Source organism: Azospira sp. MPR-LB4 (assembly GCF_058809525.1).
On record NZ_CM179521.1, the window covers coordinates 3017799 to 3037842 of the forward strand.

15 protein-coding genes are annotated in these 20044 nt (G+C 66.1%); 14 read left to right on the forward strand and 1 reads right to left on the reverse strand.

All coding sequences use genetic code 11. The annotated features are described in order from the left end of the window. The first annotated feature begins 13 nt into the window (after positions 1 to 13). Positions 14 to 1378, forward strand: a complete 1365-nt coding sequence (locus AC3QLZ_RS14245; protein ID WP_014236538.1) for an MATE family efflux transporter — start codon at positions 14 to 16, stop codon at positions 1376 to 1378. 96 nt (positions 1379 to 1474) lie between these two features. On the opposite strand, the gene paaK is transcribed toward AC3QLZ_RS14245, so the two are convergent. Further along, positions 1475 to 2791 (reverse strand): phenylacetate--CoA ligase PaaK, encoded by a 1317-nt coding sequence (paaK, locus tag AC3QLZ_RS14250; protein ID WP_014236539.1) that lies wholly within the window; start codon positions 2789 to 2791, stop codon positions 1475 to 1477. A 233-nt stretch (positions 2792 to 3024) separates the two neighbouring features. Here paaK and AC3QLZ_RS14255 point away from each other — a divergent pair, with 233 nt between their 5' ends. The 13 genes from AC3QLZ_RS14255 (at position 3025) to AC3QLZ_RS14315 (ending at position 20029) form a co-directional block, all read left to right on the forward strand. Beyond that, on the forward strand, positions 3025 to 3576 hold the full coding sequence (locus AC3QLZ_RS14255) for a DUF2889 domain-containing protein (RefSeq protein WP_014236540.1): 552 nt from the start codon (positions 3025 to 3027) through the stop codon (positions 3574 to 3576). Positions 3577 to 3627: 51 nt separating this feature from the next. Beyond that, positions 3628 to 4788, forward strand: coding sequence for an ADP-forming succinate--CoA ligase subunit beta (gene sucC / locus AC3QLZ_RS14260; protein ID WP_014236541.1), 1161 nt, complete (start codon positions 3628 to 3630; stop codon positions 4786 to 4788). Between the two features lie 11 nt (positions 4789 to 4799). Then, on the forward strand, positions 4800 to 5696 hold the full coding sequence (gene sucD, locus AC3QLZ_RS14265; protein WP_014236542.1) for a succinate--CoA ligase subunit alpha: 897 nt from the start codon (positions 4800 to 4802) through the stop codon (positions 5694 to 5696). Positions 5697 to 5908: 212 nt separating this feature from the next. Then, positions 5909 to 6610, forward strand: coding sequence for a TerC family protein (locus AC3QLZ_RS14270; RefSeq protein ID WP_014236543.1), 702 nt, complete (start codon positions 5909 to 5911; stop codon positions 6608 to 6610). 2 nt (positions 6611 to 6612) lie between these two features. Then, complete coding sequence (locus tag AC3QLZ_RS14275; protein ID WP_492783261.1) at positions 6613 to 7584, forward strand: ornithine cyclodeaminase family protein; 972 nt, start codon at positions 6613 to 6615, stop codon at positions 7582 to 7584. Positions 7585 to 7817: 233 nt separating this feature from the next. Beyond that, positions 7818 to 10334 (forward strand): CHASE2 domain-containing serine/threonine-protein kinase, encoded by a 2517-nt coding sequence (locus AC3QLZ_RS14280; protein WP_014236545.1) that lies wholly within the window; start codon positions 7818 to 7820, stop codon positions 10332 to 10334. Between the two features lie 16 nt (positions 10335 to 10350). Next, a complete protein-coding gene (locus tag AC3QLZ_RS14285) occupies positions 10351 to 11178 on the forward strand; it encodes a Stp1/IreP family PP2C-type Ser/Thr phosphatase (RefSeq protein ID WP_014236546.1) in 828 nt (275 codons plus the stop codon). 22 nt (positions 11179 to 11200) lie between these two features. Next, a complete protein-coding gene (locus AC3QLZ_RS14290; protein WP_014236547.1) occupies positions 11201 to 11929 on the forward strand; it encodes an FHA domain-containing protein in 729 nt (242 codons plus the stop codon). Between the two features lie 43 nt (positions 11930 to 11972). Further along, on the forward strand, positions 11973 to 14186 hold the full coding sequence (locus AC3QLZ_RS14295) for a CHASE2 domain-containing protein (RefSeq protein ID WP_014236548.1): 2214 nt from the start codon (positions 11973 to 11975) through the stop codon (positions 14184 to 14186). 13 nt (positions 14187 to 14199) lie between these two features. Next, on the forward strand, positions 14200 to 14973 hold the full coding sequence (locus tag AC3QLZ_RS14300) for an MBL fold metallo-hydrolase (protein ID WP_014236549.1): 774 nt from the start codon (positions 14200 to 14202) through the stop codon (positions 14971 to 14973). A gap of 7 nt (positions 14974 to 14980) precedes the next feature. Then, positions 14981 to 16063 carry a cyclic nucleotide-binding domain-containing protein gene (locus tag AC3QLZ_RS14305; RefSeq protein ID WP_014236550.1) on the forward strand — a complete coding sequence of 361 codons (1083 nt, stop codon included), beginning with the start codon at positions 14981 to 14983 and terminating at the stop codon, positions 16061 to 16063. Beyond that, positions 16063 to 18429 (forward strand): GspE/PulE family protein, encoded by a 2367-nt coding sequence (locus AC3QLZ_RS14310; RefSeq protein WP_014236551.1) that lies wholly within the window; start codon positions 16063 to 16065, stop codon positions 18427 to 18429. The genes AC3QLZ_RS14305 and AC3QLZ_RS14310 overlap by 1 nt, the downstream gene beginning before the upstream one ends. Positions 18430 to 18439: 10 nt before the next feature. Then, complete coding sequence (locus tag AC3QLZ_RS14315) at positions 18440 to 20029, forward strand: HD domain-containing phosphohydrolase (protein ID WP_014236552.1); 1590 nt, start codon at positions 18440 to 18442, stop codon at positions 20027 to 20029. The last annotated feature ends 15 nt before the right edge of the window (positions 20030 to 20044 follow it).

Genomic DNA, 20044 nt, shown 5'->3' on the forward strand with positions numbered 1-20044 from the left:
TACTGCGGGCGCCATGACCGCTTCCGTTCCTGCTCCTGCCGCTCCCCGCCTGGGGGAGGAAATCCGCCACATTGCCCGACACGCCTGGCCGATCCTGGTGGCCCAACTCGCCTCCATGGGCCTGATGCTGATCGACACGGCCCTGCTCGGCCACTACGGTGCCGCCGACCTGGCGGCGGTGGCCATCGGCGGCGGCATCTACATTGCCGTCATCATGGCCTGCGCCGGCGTGCTGCAGGCGGTGGCGCCGGTGGTGGCCCACCTGCACGGCGCTGGGCGCCACGGGGAAATCGCCGCCGCCCTGCAGCAGGCCTTCTGGGTGGCCCTGGTGCTGGCCGTGCCGGCCTGCCTGCTGATGCGCTTCCCCGACCCGCTGCTGGCCATGGCCACCATGGAGCCGGCGGTGGAGGCCAAGACCCGGGCCTACCTCGACCTGCTGGCCTGGGGCCTGCCCCTGGTGCTGCTGTACCGCACCCTGTTCGCCTTCGCCAATGCCCTCGGCCATTCCCGGCCCTTCATGCTGATCAGCCTGGCGACCACCGCCCTGCACCTGCCCCTCTCCTGGTGCCTGATCCAGGGGCGCTGGGGTGGCCCGCCCTTGGGGGTGGAGGGCACCGGCTGGTCCACCCTGATCATCGTCGGGGTCGGTTTTTTCTGCGGTTTCGCTTATCTGCGGCGCTCGGCCGCCCTGGCGCCCCTGGCCCTGCTGGGGCGCTGGCACCGGCCCCAGTGGGTGCGCTTGCGGGAGCTGCTGCGCCTGGGGCTGCCCATGGGCTTTTCCAACCTGGTGGAAATCAGCGCCTTCACCCTGATTGCCCTCTTCATCGCCCGGGAAGGGGCCACCGTGGTGGCGGGGCACCGCATCGTCGCCAACCTGGCGGCCCTGCTCTACATGCTGCCCCTGGCGGTGGCCATCGCCACCCTGGCCCGGGTCGGGCGGGCGGCTGGGGCCCGGGATCAGGCCGGCATGGAGCGGGCGGTCGGTGCCGGCATGGTCCTGGCCACCGGCCTGTCGCTGCTGTTCGGGGGCTTGCTGTGGTGGGGCGCCGGGCCCCTGGTGGGAGCCGCCACGGGGGATGGCCGGGTGGCCGCGGTGGCAGTCGGCCTGGTGGGTTATCTGGCGGCCTACCAGCTGTTCGACGCGATCCAGACGGTGGCGGGCTTTTCCCTGCGGGGCTGCAAGATCACCTTCCTGCCCATGCTGATCCATACCCTCTGCTTCTGGGGTGTCGGCCTGGGGGGCGGCTGGTGGCTGGCCTACGGCAGCCCGGCCATGGGCGTGGCCGGCTACTGGGCCGCATCCACCGCCAGCCTGGTGCTGGCGGCGGTGCTGCTGGGCGGCCTGCTGTGGCGGGTGCTGGCGGCAACCCGGGAATAGGGCGCTTCGCCGGTCCTGCCTGAAAAGACGCATCCCGCCTCGTTGTCAGGCAAGGCACGGCTGGCAGCGGCGTCCTGCCTGCCTTCCAGGCGGCCGCTATTGCGGCCGCTTGTCCACCACCCGCCGGGCCTTGCCGCCGACGGCCCGTTCGATGCTGCCCACCGCCTCCACCCGCACCCGGGTGGAAATGCCGATATAGGACTTGATGTGATGCTGCAGCTCCCGCGCCGCCTGCTCGGAGACGTGGGTGCCCGCATTGGCGAACTCGGGCTTCAGTTCCACCCGGATGTCCAGCTTGTCCAGGTGGCCCTCACGCCACACCTCCAGCTGGTAGTGGGGCGACAGCTCGGCCTGCTTGAGCACGAATTCCTCGATCTGGCTGGGGAAGACGTTGACGCCGCGGATGATCAGCATGTCGTCGGAACGGCCGGTGATCTTGCCGATGCGGCGGAAGCTGCGGGCCGTGGGCGGCAGCAGGGTGGTCAGGTCCCGGGTGCGGTAGCGCACCACCGGCATACCCTCCTTGGTCAGGGAGGTGAACACCAGTTCGCCGTGGGCGCCGTCGGGCAGGACTTCGCCGGTATTGGGGTCGATGATCTCCGGGTAGAAGTGGTCTTCCCAGATGGTGGGGCCATCCCGGGATTCGATGCATTCGCTGGCGACGCCGGGGCCCATCACTTCCGACAGGCCGTAGAGGTCCATGGCGGCGATGCCGAAGCGGCGCTCGATCTCCGCCCGCATGCTTTCGCCCCAGGGCTCGGCGCCGAAGAGGCCGATGCGCAGGCTGGAGCCGGCCAGGTCGAAGCCCTGGTGCTCGCATTCGTCGGCCAGGTTGAGGGCGTAGGAGGGCGTCACCACCAGCACCGTGGGCTTGAAGTCGGCGATGAGCTGCACCTGGCGCTCGGTCTGGCCGCCGGAAACGGGCACCGCCGTGGCGCCCAGGCGCTCGACGCCGTAATGGACGCCGAGGCCGCCGGTGAACAGGCCGTAGCCGTGGGCCACATGGACGATGTCCTCCGGTCCGGCGCCGGCGGCGCGCAGGGCCCGGGCCATGATGTCGGCCCAGCGGTCGATGTCGCCGGCGGTATAGCCGACCACGGTGGGCTTGCCGGTGGTGCCGCTGGAGGCGTGTACCCGCACGATGTCGCGCATGGGTACGGCGAAAAGGCCGTAGGGGTAGTTGTCCCGCAGGTCCTGTTTGCCGGTGAAGGGGAACCTGGCCAGGTCCGCCAGGGTCTTCAGGTCGTCCGGATGGACCCCATGGGCGTCGAACTTGGCCCGGGTATGGGGCACCTTCTCGTAGGCGTGGCGCAGGGACTGTTGCAGGCGCTTGAGCTGCAGGGCGGCGATTTCGTCCCGGCTGGCGCGGGCGATGCGTTCCCCTTCCAGGGCGGCGGCGGACTCCCGGTGCATGGTTTTCTCCCCGACTTTTTGTCGTTGTAATAATGCTGTCCGGGATTCTGGGGGCGACGCGGCGGGGGGCGCTTAATCTGGATCAAATGGAGGCGCTGCGGGCCCGGGATTTGTATCCATAATTATGAATGCAAAACAGCGGGGCGCCTTTTTTCTTGTGTTAATATTGGCGGACTAACAATAAGATAGCGCTCCGCTGCTGTAATCCGTTGCATAAAGAATCCGGCCTCCCCATGCCACTTTCCCCTGCCCCTGTTGCCCGCCAGCGCCTGCACGTCCGCAGCATCCAGTTGTATGGCTTCAAGCGCGAGGATGGTCTGTGGGACGTGGAGGCGCGTCTGACCGACGTCAAGGATCATGATTACCCCCTTTCCTCCGGGCTGCGGCCAGCAGGAGAACCGGTGCACGATATGTGGGTACGGGTCACCATCGATCGGGAATTCAACATTCTCGCGGCGGAGACCCGGACGGACGGCATGCCCTATGTGGGACAATGCGACCGTATCAACGCGGATTACAACAGGCTGGTAGGCTTGAATCTGTTTCACGGCTTCCGCAGGGCGGTCAAGGAGCGTTTTGGCGATGTCAAAGGCTGCTCCCATCTGACCGAGCTGGTCATGGTGCTGCCGACGGCGGCGATCCAGACCTTTGCCAGTGAAATGAAAGACAACGAGGACCATGGTCACAAGCCTTATCAGCTTGACCGCTGCCATGCCCTCGAATCCACTTCGGAAGCGGTCCAGCGCTATTACCCGCGCTGGTACCGTGACCAGAAAATGGGGTAGGGGAGACACTCCTGCCTTTTGCTCGCAACTTCAACCAAGCAAGGAAAGCGCATGAAAATTCATGAATATCAGGGTAAGGAGATCCTGAGAAAGTTCGGCGTGACGACGCCGCGCGGCAAGCCTGCCTTCTCCGTCGACGAAGCTGTCAAGGTCGCCGAGGAACTGGGCGGCAAGGTGTGGGTCGTGAAGGCCCAGATTCACGCTGGTGGCCGCGGCAAGGGCGGTGGCGTGAAGGTTGCCAAGTCCCTGGATGAAGTGCGCCAATACGCCACCCAGATTCTGGGCATGCAACTGGTGACCCACCAGACCGGCCCGGAAGGCCAGAAGGTCCGCCGCCTGCTGATTGAAGAAGGCGCCGACATCAAGAAGGAATACTACCTGGCTGTCCTGACCGACCGCGCTACCCAGAAGGTCGCCGTCATGGCCTCCTCCGAAGGCGGCATGGACATCGAGGAAGTGGCCCACGCCACCCCCGAGAAGATCCTCAAGGAATTCGTTGATCCCCTGGTCGGCATCACCGACCAGCAGACCCTGAACCTGGCCCAGGGCATCGGCGTTCCCGCCGACTCCGTGGCCAAGGCCCAGGCCGAGATCAAGAAGCTGTACCAGTGCTACATGGAAACTGATGCTTCCCTGGCGGAAATCAACCCGCTGATCCTGGAAGGCAACGGCAACATCAAGGCTCTGGACGCCAAGTTCAACTTCGACTCCAACGCCCTCTTCCGTCATCCCGAAATCGTCGAATACCGCGATCTGGATGAAGAAGACGCCGACGAAATCGAAGCCTCCAAGTTCGACCTGGCCTACATCTCCCTGGACGGCAACATCGGCTGTCTGGTGAACGGTGCCGGTCTGGCCATGGCCACCATGGACACCATCAAGCTGTTCGGCGCCGAGCCGGCCAACTTCCTGGACGTGGGCGGCGGCGCCACCACCGAGAAGGTCACCGAAGCCTTCAAGATCATGCTCAAGAACCCCAAGGTCAAGGGCATCCTGGTCAACATCTTCGGCGGCATCATGAAGTGCGACACCATCGCCACCGGCGTGGTGACCGCGGCCAAGGAAGTGAACCTGTCCGTGCCGCTGGTGGTCCGCATGAAGGGCACCAACGAGGACCTGGGCAAGCAGATCCTGAAGGATTCCGGTCTGCCGATCATTTCCGCCGATACCATGGCCGAAGCGGCCCAGAAGATCGTCGACGCGGTCAAGTAAGGAGTTATTGAATGTCCATCCTGATCAACAAAGACACCAAGGTCATCACCCAGGGCATCACCGGCAAGACCGGCCAGTTCCATACGGAAAAGTGCCAGGAATACGCCAACGGCAAGAACTGCTTCGTTGCCGGCGTGAACCCCAAGAAGGCTGGCGAGAAGATCTTCGACATCCCCATCTACGCCACCGTCAAGGAAGCTGCCAAGGACACCGGCGCCACCGTTTCCGTCATCTACGTGCCGCCCGCCGGCGCTGCTGCCGCCATCTGGGAAGCCGTTGAAGCCGACCTGGACCTGGCCATCTGCATCACCGAAGGCATCCCCGTGCGGGACATGCTGGAAGTGCGCAACAAGATGAAGGAAAAGGAAGCCAAGGGCGGCAAGAAGACCCTGCTGCTGGGTCCCAACTGCCCCGGCCTGATCACCCCCGATGAAATCAAGATCGGCATCATGCCCGGTCACATCCACAAGAAGGGTCGCATCGGCGTGGTTTCCCGCTCCGGCACCCTGACCTACGAAGCCGTTGCCCAGCTGACCGAAATCGGTCTGGGCCAGTCTTCCGCCGTGGGTATCGGTGGCGACCCCATCAACGGTCTGAAGCACATCGACGTCATGAAGATGTTCAATGACGATCCGGATACCGACGCCGTCATCATGATCGGCGAAATCGGCGGTCCCGATGAAGCCGAAGCCGCCATGTGGTGCAAGGCCAACATGAAGAAGCCCATCGTCGGCTTCATCGCCGGTGTGACTGCCCCCGCGGGCAAGCGCATGGGCCATGCTGGCGCCCTGATTTCCGGTGGTGCCGACACCGCTGACGCCAAGCTCGCCATCATGGAAGAGTGCGGCTTCACCGTGACCCGCAACCCCTCCGAAATGGGCCGTCTGCTCAAGGGCCTGCTGAAGTAAGCAGCGTCCCCGGCGCAACGCCAAGGCGGGCCTTCTGGCCCGCCTTTTTCTTTTGGGGCGTGCCCTGGGAGGCAGGCGGGGCGCCGCTGCTGGCGATGCCATGCCGGAAATGCCCGTCCTTCCTGCCTGAGCGGCTCCATGCTCTGTCATCGCAGACCCCGCCTGTCCGGGAAATGCCGGGCCAGGGCCCTGCCACGGTACAATCCGGCCCCATGGAACTCGACCTCACTTCTCCCGTTTTCTGGCTGGCGGTGGCCCAGATCATCGCCATCGACGTGGTGCTCTCCGGCGACAACGCCGTGGTCATCGCCCTGGCCTGTCGCAACCTTTCCCCCGAGCAGCGCAAGAAAGGCATCTTCTGGGGCGTCGCCGGCGCCGTCAGCCTGCGCGTGGTGCTGACCACCTTCGCCGCCCTGGTGATGAACCTGCCCTGGCTCAAGCTGGTGGGCGGCCTGCTGCTGCTGTGGATCGGCATCAAGCTGCTGCTGCCGGAGGACGACGACGGCCACGACATCAACGCCGCCGACCACCTGTGGGGCGCGGTGAAGACCATCATCGTCGCCGACTTCGTCATGAGCCTGGACAACGTCATCGGCGTTGCCGGCGCCTCCCACGGCAGCCTGTTCCTGCTGCTCTTCGGCCTGGCCGTGAGCATTCCCCTGATCGTCTGGTCCAGCCAGCTGATCCTCAAGCTGATGGAGCGCTGGCCGGTGGTGGTGACCCTGGGCGCCGCCCTGCTCGGCTTCGTCGCCGGCGAAATGATCGCCGCCGATCCCGGCCTGGCCCCCTGGCTGACCGGCACTCCGGCCTGGCTGCCCAAGGCCGTCGGCCTCCTCGCCGCCGTGCTGGTGGTGCTGGCCGGCAAGGTGCTGCAGGCCCGGCGCCCGGCCCCCGTCGATATTACCGTGGAGTAAGAATGGCCCTGTATCTGAGCGAAGCCGACGTCCAGTCGGTGCTGACCATGCCCATGGCCCTGGAGGCCGTGGAAACCGCCCACCGCGAACTGTCCCGGGAGGGCGCCCTGGCCGCCCAGGACACGCCCCGGGCCCGCACCCGCCTGCCCCAGACAGCCCTGCACCTGCTGCACGGCGGCCTGCCCGGGCTGGGCATCCTGGGCTACAAGGCCTACACCAGCAACCGCAGCGGCAACCGCTTCAACGTCTTTCTCTTCGACGCCGCCAGCGGCGTGCTGCAGGCCGTGGTGGCAGCCGATTACCTGGGCATGATGCGCACCGGCGCCGCCTCGGGCATCGCCGCCAAATGGCTGGCGCGGCCCGATTCCGAAGTGGCCGGCGTCTTCGGCAGCGGCTGGCAGGCCCGGGGCCATGTTGAAGCCATCTGCACCGCCCTGCCGCTGCGCCGGGTCAAGGTTTATGGCCGCAAGCGGGACAAGCTGGAAGCCTTCTGCGCCGAGATGGGCCAGCGCCTGCCCGGGGTCGAGATCGTCCCCGCCGCCGATGCGGAAGCGACGGTGCGCGGCGCCGATGTGATCGGCACCATCACCACGGCCGCCGCCCCCCTGTTCGACGCCGACTGGTTGGTGCCGGGCGTGCACATCAATGCCGCCGGTTCCAATGCCCTGATCCGCCAGGAGCTGTCCGAAGCCGCCGTGCGCCGCTGCGACCTGGTGGCGGTGGATACGGTGGATACGGCCCTGAAGGAGGCCGGCGACCTGGTGCCCCTGCTGGAGAAGGGCCGCCTTTCCGCCCGCCAGCTTGTGGAGCTGGGGGATGTCATCGTCGGCCGCCGTGCCGGGCGCAGTTCGCCCGAGCAGATCACCCTGTTCGAATCCCAGGGATTGGCGGTCCAGGATCTGGTGCTGGCCTCCCTGGTGCTGGCCCAGGCCCCGGCCCGGGGGCTGGGCCTGGAACTGCCGTTCGGCGGCTGAAAACGCCCGTTTGTTTCTCGCCCGCCGGGGAGCGTGAATTATGGCGCGCCCGGCGCCGGCTTTCTCGGCGAGAATCCCATTTGACTGAGTTAAGGCGGCACTGTAAGAATGCAGAATACGCCGCTGAATAATAGGGTTGCGGCACGAGGGAGTCGGAGGGAGCCAGCATTGGGCCGTTCCGGCAGGCCATAGAAGAAGACAACTAATCAATTTGGCATTGGAGGCCCTGCGCCATGCGCAAAGCCGGATTCTGGAAGACCGACTGGTTCCTCGGCCTGGCCCTGTCCCTGGCCATGCTGGCCGCCGCCAATGGGGAGTTGATCCAGAGCCTGGAGCGCAAGGCCTACGACATGGGCGTGGCCGCCTCCAGCCGGACCCCGTCCGAGCGGGTGGCGGTGATCGCCATCGACGACCAGAGCATCGCCAACATCGGCCGCTGGCCCTGGTCCCGGGACGTCCATGCCCGCCTCACCGACCTCCTGGTGGGGGCCAAGGCCAAGGTCATCGGCAACACGGTGCTGTTCTCCGAGCCCCAGATCGATCCGGGCTACGCCTACATCACCCGGCTGCTGGAACTCTCCCGCCAGGGCGCCATGCCGGCGGAGGCCGCCGGCATCCTGCAGGAGGCCGAGGCCGCCCTCAACACGGACCGCCGCCTGGCCCAGAGCTACGGCGCCACCGACACGGTGCTGCTGCCCATGCTGTTCCAGCTGGGCGATCCCCTGGGGCGCCCGGATCAGCCCCTGCCGGAGTTCGTCAGCCGCAACCAGCTGACCCGGGTCAATGCCGGCAGCGGCTTTGCCCTGCCTACCAACGCGGTGCAGCTGCCGGTGCCGGGCATCGGCGAGAAGGCCGCCGCCATCGGCCATCTCAACGCCTCCGTGGACGTGGACGGCGGCATCCGCAGCGAACCCCTGGTGCTCAGCTACTACGACCAGTTCTATCCCTCCCTGTCCCTGCTGATCGCCGCCCGCAGCCTCAACCTCGGCCCCGCCGACATCCAGGCGACCCTGGGGGAGTCGGTGCGCCTGGGCAAGCTGCGCATCCCGACAGACCCGGCCAGCCGCATGCTGACCTTCTTCTACAAGGACCGGGAGGGCAAGCCCGCCTTTGCGGTGGATTCCTTCTACGACGTGCTGTCCGGCAAGATTCCCGCCGCCAAGTACCAGGACAAGATCGTCCTCATCGGCGCCACCGCCGCCGGGGTCGGCTCCAGCCAGGTGACGCCCGTATCCCCGGCCATGGCACCAGTGCTGACCCTGGCTCACTCCGTCTCCAGCATCCTGCAGGAACACTTCTTCGTCATCCCGGCCTGGGGCCTGGGGGCCGAGCTGGCCGCCTACCTGCTGGTGGCCCTGTACCTGATCCTGTTGCTGCCCCGGCTTTCCGCCGGCGTCGGCGCCGGGCTCACTGCCCTGCTGCTGGCGGCCCTGCTCGGCCTGCACTTCGGCCTGATGCTGGGGGCCGGCCTGTGGCTGCAGCTGATGGGCGCCGCCACCCTGCTGCTGCTGGGCCATCTCCTGCTCACCACCAAGCGCTTCCTGGTGACGGAGCGGGGCAAGGAGAAATCCGACCAGGAGTCGGCCGAGTCCAACCGCATGCTGGGCCTGGCCTTCCAGGGCCAGGGCCAGCTCGACATGGCCTTCGACAAGCTGCGCAAGTGCCCCCTGGACGACCAGTTGATGGAGAACCTCTACAACCTGGCCCTGGACTTCGAACGCAAGCGCCAGTTCAACAAGGCCGAGGCCGTGTTCCGCTACATGTCCGGCTACAACCCCAAGTTCCGGGACCTGGAAATGCGCCTGTCCCGGGCCAAGGCCATGTCGGAAACCATCATGCTCGGCGGCGCCGGCGCCCGCAGCAGCGGGGGCACCCAGATACTCACCGGCGGCGAGGTGGAAAAGCCCATGCTGGGCCGCTACCAGGTGGAAAAGGAGCTGGGCAAGGGCGCCATGGGCGTGGTCTACCAGGGGCGCGACCCCAAGATCAACCGGGTGGTGGCCATCAAGACCATGGCCCTGGCCCAGGAGTTCGAGGAAGACGAGCTGGCCGACGTCAAGGAGCGCTTCTTCCGCGAGGCGGAAACCGCCGGCCGCCTCAACCATCCCAATATCGTCACCATTTTCGATGCCGGCGAAGAGCACGACCTGGCCTATATCGCCATGGAGTTCCTCAAGGGCAAGGACCTGGTGCCCTTCACCAAGGCCGACCACCTGCTGCCGCCCGAGCGGGTAGCCGACATCGTCGCCCGGGTGGCCGAGGCCCTGGACTACGCCCACCGCAACAACGTGGTGCACCGGGACATCAAGCCGGCCAACATCATGTACGAGCCCGAGTCGGACCAGGTCAAGGTGACCGACTTCGGCATTGCCCGCATCACCGATTCGTCCCGCACCCGTACCGGCATGGTTCTCGGCACCCCGTCCTACATGTCGCCGGAGCAGCTGGCGGGGAAGAAGATCGACGGTCGCTCCGACCTGTTTTCCCTGGGCGTGACCCTATACCAGTTGTGCTGCGGCCAGCTGCCGTTCCATGGCGAATCCATGGCCCAGCTGATGTTCAAGATCGCCAACGAGGCCAGCCCCGACGTGCGCCTGGCCAATCCGGCCGTGCCCGCGGCCCTGGCGGAAATCATCAACAAGGCCCTGGTCAAGGACGCGGAGCAGCGTTACCAGACCGGGGCGGAAATGGCGCGCGACCTGCGTGCGGCCTGCGCCCCCGGCGCCGGCGGCGTGGACGTGACGCTCTGAGGGGGAGGAAAACTGCGTGCATAAGAGTCTGAGCGAGGCCCTGGAAATCGCCGTCAAGACCGATCCGGGCATGGTTCGGGGCCACAACGAGGATGCGGTCTTCGCCAATCCCCACCTGGGCCTGGCCATCCTGGCCGACGGCATGGGCGGCTACAACGCCGGCGAGGTGGCCAGCGGCATGGCCACCACCCTGCTCTCGGGCGAGATCGAGGAAGGCCTGATCCTGAAAGGCGCCTGGGAGGTGGAGCCCGACGGCGAGCCCTACGCCAACGCCCTGCTGCGGGAGCGTATCGCCACCGCCAATTCGGCCATCTACCACGCCGCCCAGAGCCAGCCCCAGTACGCGGGCATGGGCACGACCCTGGTGCTGGCCCTGTTCGCCGACAACGTGGTGACCGTCGCCCACATCGGCGACTCCCGCCTCTACCGCCTGCGCGGCGAGGAATTCGTGCGGGTCACCCGGGACCATTCCCTGCTGCAGGAGCAGCTCGACAGCGGCATGCTGACGCCGGAACAGGCCCGGCTGTCCATGAACAAGAACCTGGTGACCCGGGCCCTCGGCGTGGACCCGGAGGTGGAGCCGGAGATCCGCTCCTACCCGGTGCTGCCGGGCGACATCTTCCTGCTCTGTTCCGACGGTCTCAACGACATGGTGGAGGACGAGGAAATCGGCCTCACCCTGCAGACCCTTTCCGCCAACCTGGAGCTGGCCGCCACCCAGCTGATCCAGATGGCCAACGACAACGGCGGCCGCGACAACGTGTCCGTGATCCTGGTCAAGGTCCTGCGCGACTTCGCCGCCCCCCGCGGCTGGTGGTCCCGCTTCCTGGCCTGGTTGAAATGATTTTTCGCTAAGGAATTGCACTATGGCAAAGCTGATTCTCTCCATGGACGGACTGGTCCTGAAGGAAATCCCGCTCACCAAGGAGCGGATGACCATCGGCCGCAAGCCCCACAACGATATCCAGATCGACAATCTGGCCATCAGCGGGGAACACGCGGCCCTGGTGACCATCCTCAACGATTCCTTTCTCGAGGACCTGAACAGCACCAACGGCACCCTGGTGAACGGCCAGCCAATCAAGAAGCACTTCCTGCAGAACGGCGACGTGGTGGAACTGGGCAAGTACAAGCTCAAGTTCATCAGCGACCTGCCCGCCGCCCGTGAGGGGGAGACCGACTTCGAGAAGACCATGGTGCTGCGTCCCGGCTGCATCCAGCCCCAGGAGGCGCCCGCCGCCTCCGCCGTGGGCGAGGCCACCCATGCCAACTTCGGCGACGTGCGCATCCCGTCGCCGCCGCCGGCTGCCCCTGCCGCCGCCGCGGCGCCCCTGCTGGGGGTGGTGCAGATACTCAACGGCGCCAATGCGGGCAAGGAACTGGAACTGGTGAAGACCCTCACCACCCTGGGCAAGCCCGGCGTGCAGGTGGCCGTCATCACCCGGCGGCCCCATGGTTATTTCATCACCCATGTGGAAGGCGGCCAGTTCCCTGTGGTCAACGGCAAGACCCTGGACGCCCAGGCCCATCCCCTGGCGGACCACGATGTGGTCGAGATCGCCGGGGTGAAGATGGAATTCTTCCTGAAGAACTGAGGGGCGCGGACGCAGCGGCGCCGCACGGCCAGCCGGGGGCACATTGAAAAAGAACCTTGTCAGAATCGCCCTCGGCCTGGCGCTGGTGCTGCTCACCCTGGGGCATTCCATCCGCCTCTACCAGCATCCCCTGCTGTCCCATCTGGATGCCATCACCTACGACGCCCGCCTGCGCCTGACCCAGCCCGGCGGCCAGGACAGCCGGGTGGTGGTGGTCGATATCGACGAGAAGAGCCTGGCCGAAGTGGGGCGCTGGCCCTGGAGCCGGGACAAGGTGAGCCGGCTGGTGCAGCAGCTGACGGACCACTACGGCGTGCAGCTGGTCGGCTTCGACGTGGTCTTTGCCGAACCGGATGAAAGCTCCGGCCTGCGGGTACTGGAGCGCATGGGCGCCACCAGCCTGAAGGGCGACGCAGCTTTCCTTGCCTCCCTCTCCTCCCTGCGCGGCAGTCTTGATTACGACGGCCAGTTCGCTGCCACCCTCAAGGGGCGGCCGGTGGTGCTGGGCTTCTACATGTCCAACGGCATTCCCCAGGGGGCGCTGCCGCCGGCGGTGCTGCCGGCCGGCACCTTCCAGGGGCGCAACATCCTGTTCACCTCCTGGCGCGGCTACGGCGGCAACCTGCCGGCCTTCCAGGCGGCGGCCCCGGCCGGCGGCCACTTCAATCCCCTGGTGGATTTTGACGGCATTTCCCGCCGGGTACCCATGCTGGTGGAGCACGGCGGCCAGTACTACGAATCCCTCTCCCTGGCCATGGTGCGCCTGCTGCTGGGCAATGTGCCGGTGCGGCCGGGCTACGCCGAAGGGGGCGGCGGTTCCGGCTATGCCGGCCTGGAATGGCTGGACCTGCCGACCCCCCGGGGGGCGCTGCGCATTCCCGTGGACGAGAACGTGGCCACCCTGGTGCCCTACCGGGGCGGCCAGGGCAGCTTCGTCTACCTGTCGGCGGCGGACGTGCTGCAGGGGCGGGTGGCGCCGGCCAGCCTGCAGGGGAAGGTGGTGCTGGTGGGCACCACCGCGCCCGGCCTCATGGATTTGCGGGCGACCCCGGTGGGCGAGGCCTATCCGGGGGTGGAAATCCACGCCAACCTGATTGCCGGCATGCTCGACGGCAGCCTCAAGCACAAGCCGCCCTACGCCCTGGGATTCGACGTGGTCCAGGTGCTGCTGGTGGGCCTGCTGCTGTCCCTGCTGCTGCCGTCCCTGTCTCCGTCCCGGGCCACCCTGCTCACCGGGGCGGTGCTGGCCGGGGTGGTGGGCCTCAACCTCGCGTTGTGGCAGTCCGGCCTGGCCCTGCCGGTGGCCGGCGTGCTGCTCCTGATCCTGGCCCTCTACGCCATGAACATGTCCTGGGGCTATTTCGTCGAATCCCACAGCAAGCGCCAGCTGACCCAGCTCTTCGGCCAGTACGTGCCGCCGGAGCTGGTGGACGAAATGGCCCGGGACCCGGAGCGCTACAGCATGGAAGGCCGCAACGCCGAGCTGACCGTGCTGTTCTCCGACATCCGCGGCTTCACCAGCATCTCGGAAGGTCTGGACCCCAAGGACCTGGCCCATCTGATCAACGAATACCTGGGCGCCATGACCACGGTGATCCGGCACCACCGGGGCACCCTGGACAAATACATCGGCGATGCCATCATGGCCTTCTGGGGGGCGCCGGTGGCCGACCCCGACCATGCCCGTCACGCCCTGCTGGCGGCCTTGGAGATGCAGGTGGAGCTGCGCCGTCTCGACGCCCCCTTCGCCGCCCGGGGCTGGCCGGCCCTGCAGATCGGCATCGGCATCAATACCGGCCTCATGACCGTCGGCGACATGGGCTCGCCCCTGCGCCAGGCCTACACGGTGATGGGCGATGCGGTGAACCTGGGCTCCCGCCTGGAGGGCCTGACCAAGCAGTACGGCGTCGGCATCATTGTCGGCGAGGCCACCCGGGCGGCGGTGCGGGACGGTGTCTTCCGCGAGCTTGACCGGGTCCGGGTGAAGGGCAAGGATGAGCCGGTGGCCATTTACGAACCCCTGGGCCTGGCGGGCAGCGTGCCCCAGGCCGTGCTGGATGAACTGAAACTGTGGCAGCAGGCCCTGCGCTGTTATCGTGCCCAGGAATGGGACCAGGCCGAGCTGCAGCTGATGAACCTGGTGCGCCTCAACGGCGACTGCCGGCTCTATCAGCTTTACGGCGAGCGCGTTGCCCATCTGCGGCAGCAAGCTCCGGGCGACGGCTGGGACGGCGTCACCACTTTCGAAACCAAGTAGCGGCCGGAAAATCATGAAAATCAGGATTCTCGGTTGTAGCGGCGGCATCGGCGGCCGGCATTTGCGGACCACCTCCATGCTGGTGGATCACGATGTGCTGGTGGATGCGGGAACCGGCGTGGCGGACCTTTCCCTGGCGGAGCTGGGGGCGATCGACCACATCTTCCTCACCCATTCCCATCTCGACCACATCGCCTCCCTACCCCTGCTGATCGACACCGTCATGGACATGCGCATCGGCCGGCCGGTGACGGTGCACGCCAGCGAGGCCACCCTTGCCATCCTGCGCCAGCATGTCTTCAACTGGCTGGTATGGCCCGACTTCAGCGAAATCCCGAGCCGGGAAGCCCCCTGCCTGCAGTTCCAGGCCATGGAGCTGGGGCAGCGGGTAGATCTGGGCTGCGGCCGCAGCATCACCGCCCTGCCGGCGGAACACACGGTGCCGGCAGTGGGCTATCTGCTGGATTCGGGCAGCAACAGCCTGGCCTTCAGCGGCGACACCACCAGCAACGACAGCTTCTGGCCCCGGGTGAACGAGGTTGCCAACCTGCGCTACCTCATCATCGAGACGGCCTTCTCCAACAAGGAGCGGGCCCTGGCCATCGCCTCCAAGCACCTCTGTCCAAGCCTGCTGGCGGAGGAACTGGCCAAGCTGGCGCGACCGGCCGAGGTTTTCATCACCCACCTGAAGCCCGGCCAGATCGAGCAGACCATGCAGGAGATCGAGGAAGGCGTGGCCGGCTTCAAGCCTCGCATGCTGCAGAACAACCAGGTCTTCGAACTGTGAGCGCGTCATGGCCAAGGTGAGCGTGGAAGCCCTGGCGCGCCTTTCGCCCCTGGGCAATCTGTCGGGAGAGCGGCTGGCTGAACTGGCCGCCTACTGCCGCCTGGAAAGCCTGACCCCGGGCCAGGCGCTGCCGCGCCAGCGCCTGGAGGCCGGGCTTTCCCTCTACCTGCTGCAGGGCGAACTGCGGCTGTCGTTTGCCGACGGCAGCAGCGCCGTGCTGCAGGCCGGCAGCGAGGCGGCTGCCTGGCCCCTGGGCCTGCAGGAGCCCCGGCCCCAGGCGCTGCTGGCGGTGGGGAACGTTGAACTGCTGGGCGTTGATGGGCAGTTGCTGGACATCCTGCTTACCTGGGAACAGCTGGCGGCCAACGCCGGCGTGCAGAAAGCCCCGGCCGTCGCCCCTGCCGCCCCGGAGGAGACCACCGACTGGCGGCAGATGTCCGGCGCCTTCAATGTCCAGGTGCTCACCGCCAGCGCCCTGGGCCAGCTGCCGCCGGCCCACATCGATGTCCTGCTGCAACGCTTCCGCCGCCTGCGGGTGCCGGCCGGAGAAGTACTGATCCGGGAAGGGGACGTGGGTGATGCCTACTACCTGATCGAGTCCGGCAGCTGCGAGGTGACCCGCCGCCTCGGCAACAAGGAGGTCGTCCTGGCCCAATTGGGGGCCGGCCAGGCTTTCGGCGAGGAGGCCCTGGTGGCCAATGCCCGGCGCAACGCCAGCGTCACCATGAAGAGCAAGGGCGTCCTGCTGAAGCTGGGCAAGGAGGATTTCGATGCTTTGTTGCGGGCGCCCCTGCTCAAGGGGCTGTCCCGCGACGAGGCCCAGGATCGGGTGGCCCGGGGCGCCGTCTGGGTGGATGTGCGCTATCCGGCGGAGTTCCGTTTCGACGGCCTGCCCGGGGCCATCAACCTGCCGGTGAACGAGGTGCGCGGCGCCTTCGGCAGCCTCGATCCGAACCGGGAATACGTGGTCTATTGTCAAAGCGGACGCCGCAGCTCGGCCGTCGCCTTTCTCCTGACGCAGCAGGGCTATCAGGCCTGGTGGCTGGAAGGCGGGCTCTGGGGCCCCCTGGCCGAAACGAAGGAACAATAATGAACGCAGCACATCCCACCCCCGACAGCAGCGCCCAGGGCGACGTCAATAGCCGCCTGCTCTTTTTCAAGAACCTGCAGGCGGTCACCAACAAGATCCACGCCACCAGCAATATTGACGAGATCATGCTGGAGCTGTCCCAGGACATCTGCAATCTCTTCAATGCAGACCGGCTGACCATCTACACCGTCAGCGAAGACCGTAGCAGCATCGTCTCCAAGGTGAAGACCGGCCTCAATTCCTTCAAGGACCTGAAGCTGCCCATCACCGAGCAGAGCGTGGCCGGCTACGTGGCCATGACCCAGAAAATGGCCAATATCCGGGACGTCTACGACGACGTGGAGCTGAAGGCCTATTCCCCCAAGATGAACTTCCTGCAGGAGGTGGACAAGCGCACCGGCTATCGCACCAAGCAGATGCTGGTGGCGCCCATCAGCGACGGGGAGGGGGCTTTGCTGGGGGTGGTGCAGATCATCAATAACCGGGACGATGTGCCCTTTGCCGCCGTGGCGGAGGAGGGCGTCCAGGGCCTGGCCCAGACCCTGGCCATCGCCTTCGCCCAGCGGCAGAAGGCGGTGCCGGGGGTGCGCTCCAAGTACGACGGCCTGGTCAGCGATGCCGTCATCTCCGCCGCCGAACTGGACCTGGCCCAGCGCTCGGCCCGGCGCAAGGGGCTCGATCTGGAGGAGGTCCTGGTCAAGGAATTCCAGGTCAAGCCGGCGGCCATCGGCCAGGCACTGGCCAAGTACTTCGGCGACCCCTACGAGCCCTACCGCAGCGAGCGGGTCAAGCCCATCGACCTGCTGCGCAACCTCAAGCGCGACTATCTCGAATCCCAGCAATGGGTGCCGGTGGAGGAAACCCGGGAAGGCGTGGTGGTGGTGGCGACGGACCCGGAGCGGGTGCGCAACTCCCGGGTGGTGAACAACATCTTCCCCAAGAGCAAGGTGGTCTACCGGGTCACCACTAACCGGGAATTCCTCCAGGTGCTGGACCATTTCTTCGGTGCCCTGGCGGACGTGGCCTCGGTGGGCGACCTGCTCTCCGACCTGGGGGATGGTGACGACGAGGCAGGCGACGTTGTCGGCGACGACGTTTCTGCCGCCGCCGAGAACGAGCTGGTCAAGCTGGTGAACAAGATCATCATCGAGGCTTCCCAGCAAGGGGCTTCCGACATCCACATCGAACCCCGGCCGGGCAAGGAAAAGACCCTGATCCGCTTCCGCAAGGACGGCTCCCTGGTGCCCTACATCGAGATTCCCGCCTCCTACCGCAATGCCCTCATTGCCCGCCTGAAAATCATGTGCGATCTGGATATCTCGGAGAAGCGCAAGCCCCAGGACGGCAAGATCAAGTTCAAGAAATACGGCCCCCTGGATATCGAGCTGCGGGTGGCCACCATCCCCACCGCCGGCGGCATGGAAGACGTGGTGATGCGCATCCTGGCCGCCGGCGAGCCCATTCCCCTGGACAGCCTGGGCCTGACGCCCCACAACCACGAGACCCTGAAGAGCATCATCAGCAAGCCCTACGGCCTCTTCTTCGTCTGCGGCCCCACCGGCTCGGGCAAGACCACCACCCTGCATTCCATCCTGGGCCACATCAATACGCCGGACACCAAGATCTGGACTGCGGAAGACCCGGTGGAAATCACCCAGAAGGGCCTGCGCCAGGTGCAGATCAACAAGAAGGCCGGCCTGGATTTCGCCACGGTCATGCGCTCCTTCCTGCGGGCCGATCCGGATGTGATCATGGTGGGCGAAATGCGGGATGCGGAAACCACCGGCATCGGCATCGAGGCCTCCCTCACCGGCCACCTGGTGTTCGCCACCCTGCATACCAACAGCGCCCCCGAATCGGTGATCCGCCTGCTGGACATGGGCATGGACCCCTTCAATTTCGCCGACGCCCTGCTCGGCATCCTGGCTCAGCGCCTGGCCAAGCGCCTGTGCAAGGAGTGCAAGGAGGCCTACCAGCCCTCGCCGGAGGACATGAAGCGGCTGCTGACCGAGTACTGCGAGGAGCTGACCAACACCGACAGCTGGAAGAAGGACCCCAAAGGCTCCTATGAAGCCGTTTACCGGGACTGGAACAGCCGCTACGCCAAGGATGGCCAGTTCACCCTGTATCGTCCAAAGGGCTGCCCCGTCTGCAACGACACCGGCTACAAGGGCCGGGTCGGCCTGCACGAGCTGATGGCCGGGACCGACGGCGTCAAGAAACTGATCCAGGAACATGCCCGGGTGGCCGAGCTGGTGGCCTGCGCCCTCAACGACGGCATGCGTACCCTGAAGATGGACGGCATCGACAAGGTGCTGCAGGGCATTACCGACATGAAGCAGGTACACGCGGTCTGCATCAAATAGGAGGTAGGGCATGGATACCCTGGACGATCTTTTCCGGCGCCTGGAGCAACTCAACGAGATCGGGGCGGCCCTCTCCCACGAGCGCAACCTGGATCGCCTGCTGGAGCGCATCCTGCTGGCGGCCAAGCAGATCACCCACGCGGACGGCGGCACCCTCTACCGCATGACCGAGGACGGGCGCCATCTGCGCTTCGAGATTGTCCGCACCGACTCCCTGGCCATCGCCTTTGGCGGCAGCAGCGGCCAGCCCCTCTCTTCCAAGTTCCCCGACCTGCCGCTGTACACCGAAAGCGGCGAGCCCAACAATTCCATGGTGGCCGCCTACAGCGCCCTCAATCTGCAGACGGTCAACATCGCCGACGCCTACACGGCGGAGGGCTTCGATTTCTCCGGCACCCGGGCCTTCGACGCCCGCACCGGCTACCGCTCCCAGTCCTTTCTCACGGTGCCCATGAAGAACCATGAGAACGAGGTGATCGGCGTCTTGCAGCTGATCAACGCCCAGGATCCCGTCAGCGGTGAAGTGCGGGCCTTCTCCTATGCGGACCAGCGCCTGGCCGAATCCCTGGCCTCCCAGGCGGCCATCGCCCTGACCAACCGGCAGCTCATTTCCCAGCTGGAAGAACTGTTCGAGTCCTTCATCCAGCTCATCAACACCGCCATCGACGAAAAATCCCCCTACACCGGCGGCCACTGCCAGCGGGTGCCGGAGCTGACCATGATGCTGGCCGAGGCGGTGAATGCCACCACGGAAGGCCCCCTGGCCGACTTCAGCATGTCCGACAAGGACCGCTACGAGCTGAAAATGGCCGGTCTGCTGCACGATTGCGGCAAGGTGACGACGCCGGTGCACGTGGTGGACAAGGCGACCAAGCTGCAGACCATCTTCGACCGCATCCATCTGCTGGATACCCGCTTCGAGGTGATCCGCCGCGATGCCCAGATCCGCATGTGGCAAGCCATTGCCGGCGGCCGTGGGGAAAGCCAGGCGCGCCAGGAGCTGGAGGCGAGTCTGGCCCAGATGGAGGAAGACCAGCGTTTCCTGCAGCGCTGCAATGTGGGCGGCGAAGCCATGCAGCCGGAAGACCAAGAGCGGGTGCGGCAGATCGCCCGCCGCTACCGCTGGCAGGATGCGCAGGGCAAGGAAAACGATTTCCTCAGCGCGGACGAAGTGGAAAACCTGACCATTCGGGCCGGTACCCTGACCGAGGCCGAGCGAGAGATCATCAACCACCACATCGTCGCCACCATCCGCATGCTGGAATCCCTGCCCTGGCCCAAGCACCTGAAAAACGTGCCGGAATACGCCGGCGGCCACCACGAACGCATGGACGGCAAGGGCTATCCCCGGGGCCTGACCCGTGAACAGATGAGCGTCCAGGCCCGGATCATGGGCATCGCCGACATCTTCGAAGCCCTCACCGCCCGGGACCGGCCGTACAAGGAAGGCATGAAGCTGTCCCAGGCCCTCGCCATCATGCGGAAATTCCGCGACAACGGACATGTGGACGGGGATTTGCTCGACGTTTTCCTGAAGCAGCGGGTGTTTCTGCGCTATGCCGAGCGTTTTATGGACAAGAGCCAGCTTGACGTCGCCTAGTCAGAAAGTGCCGCG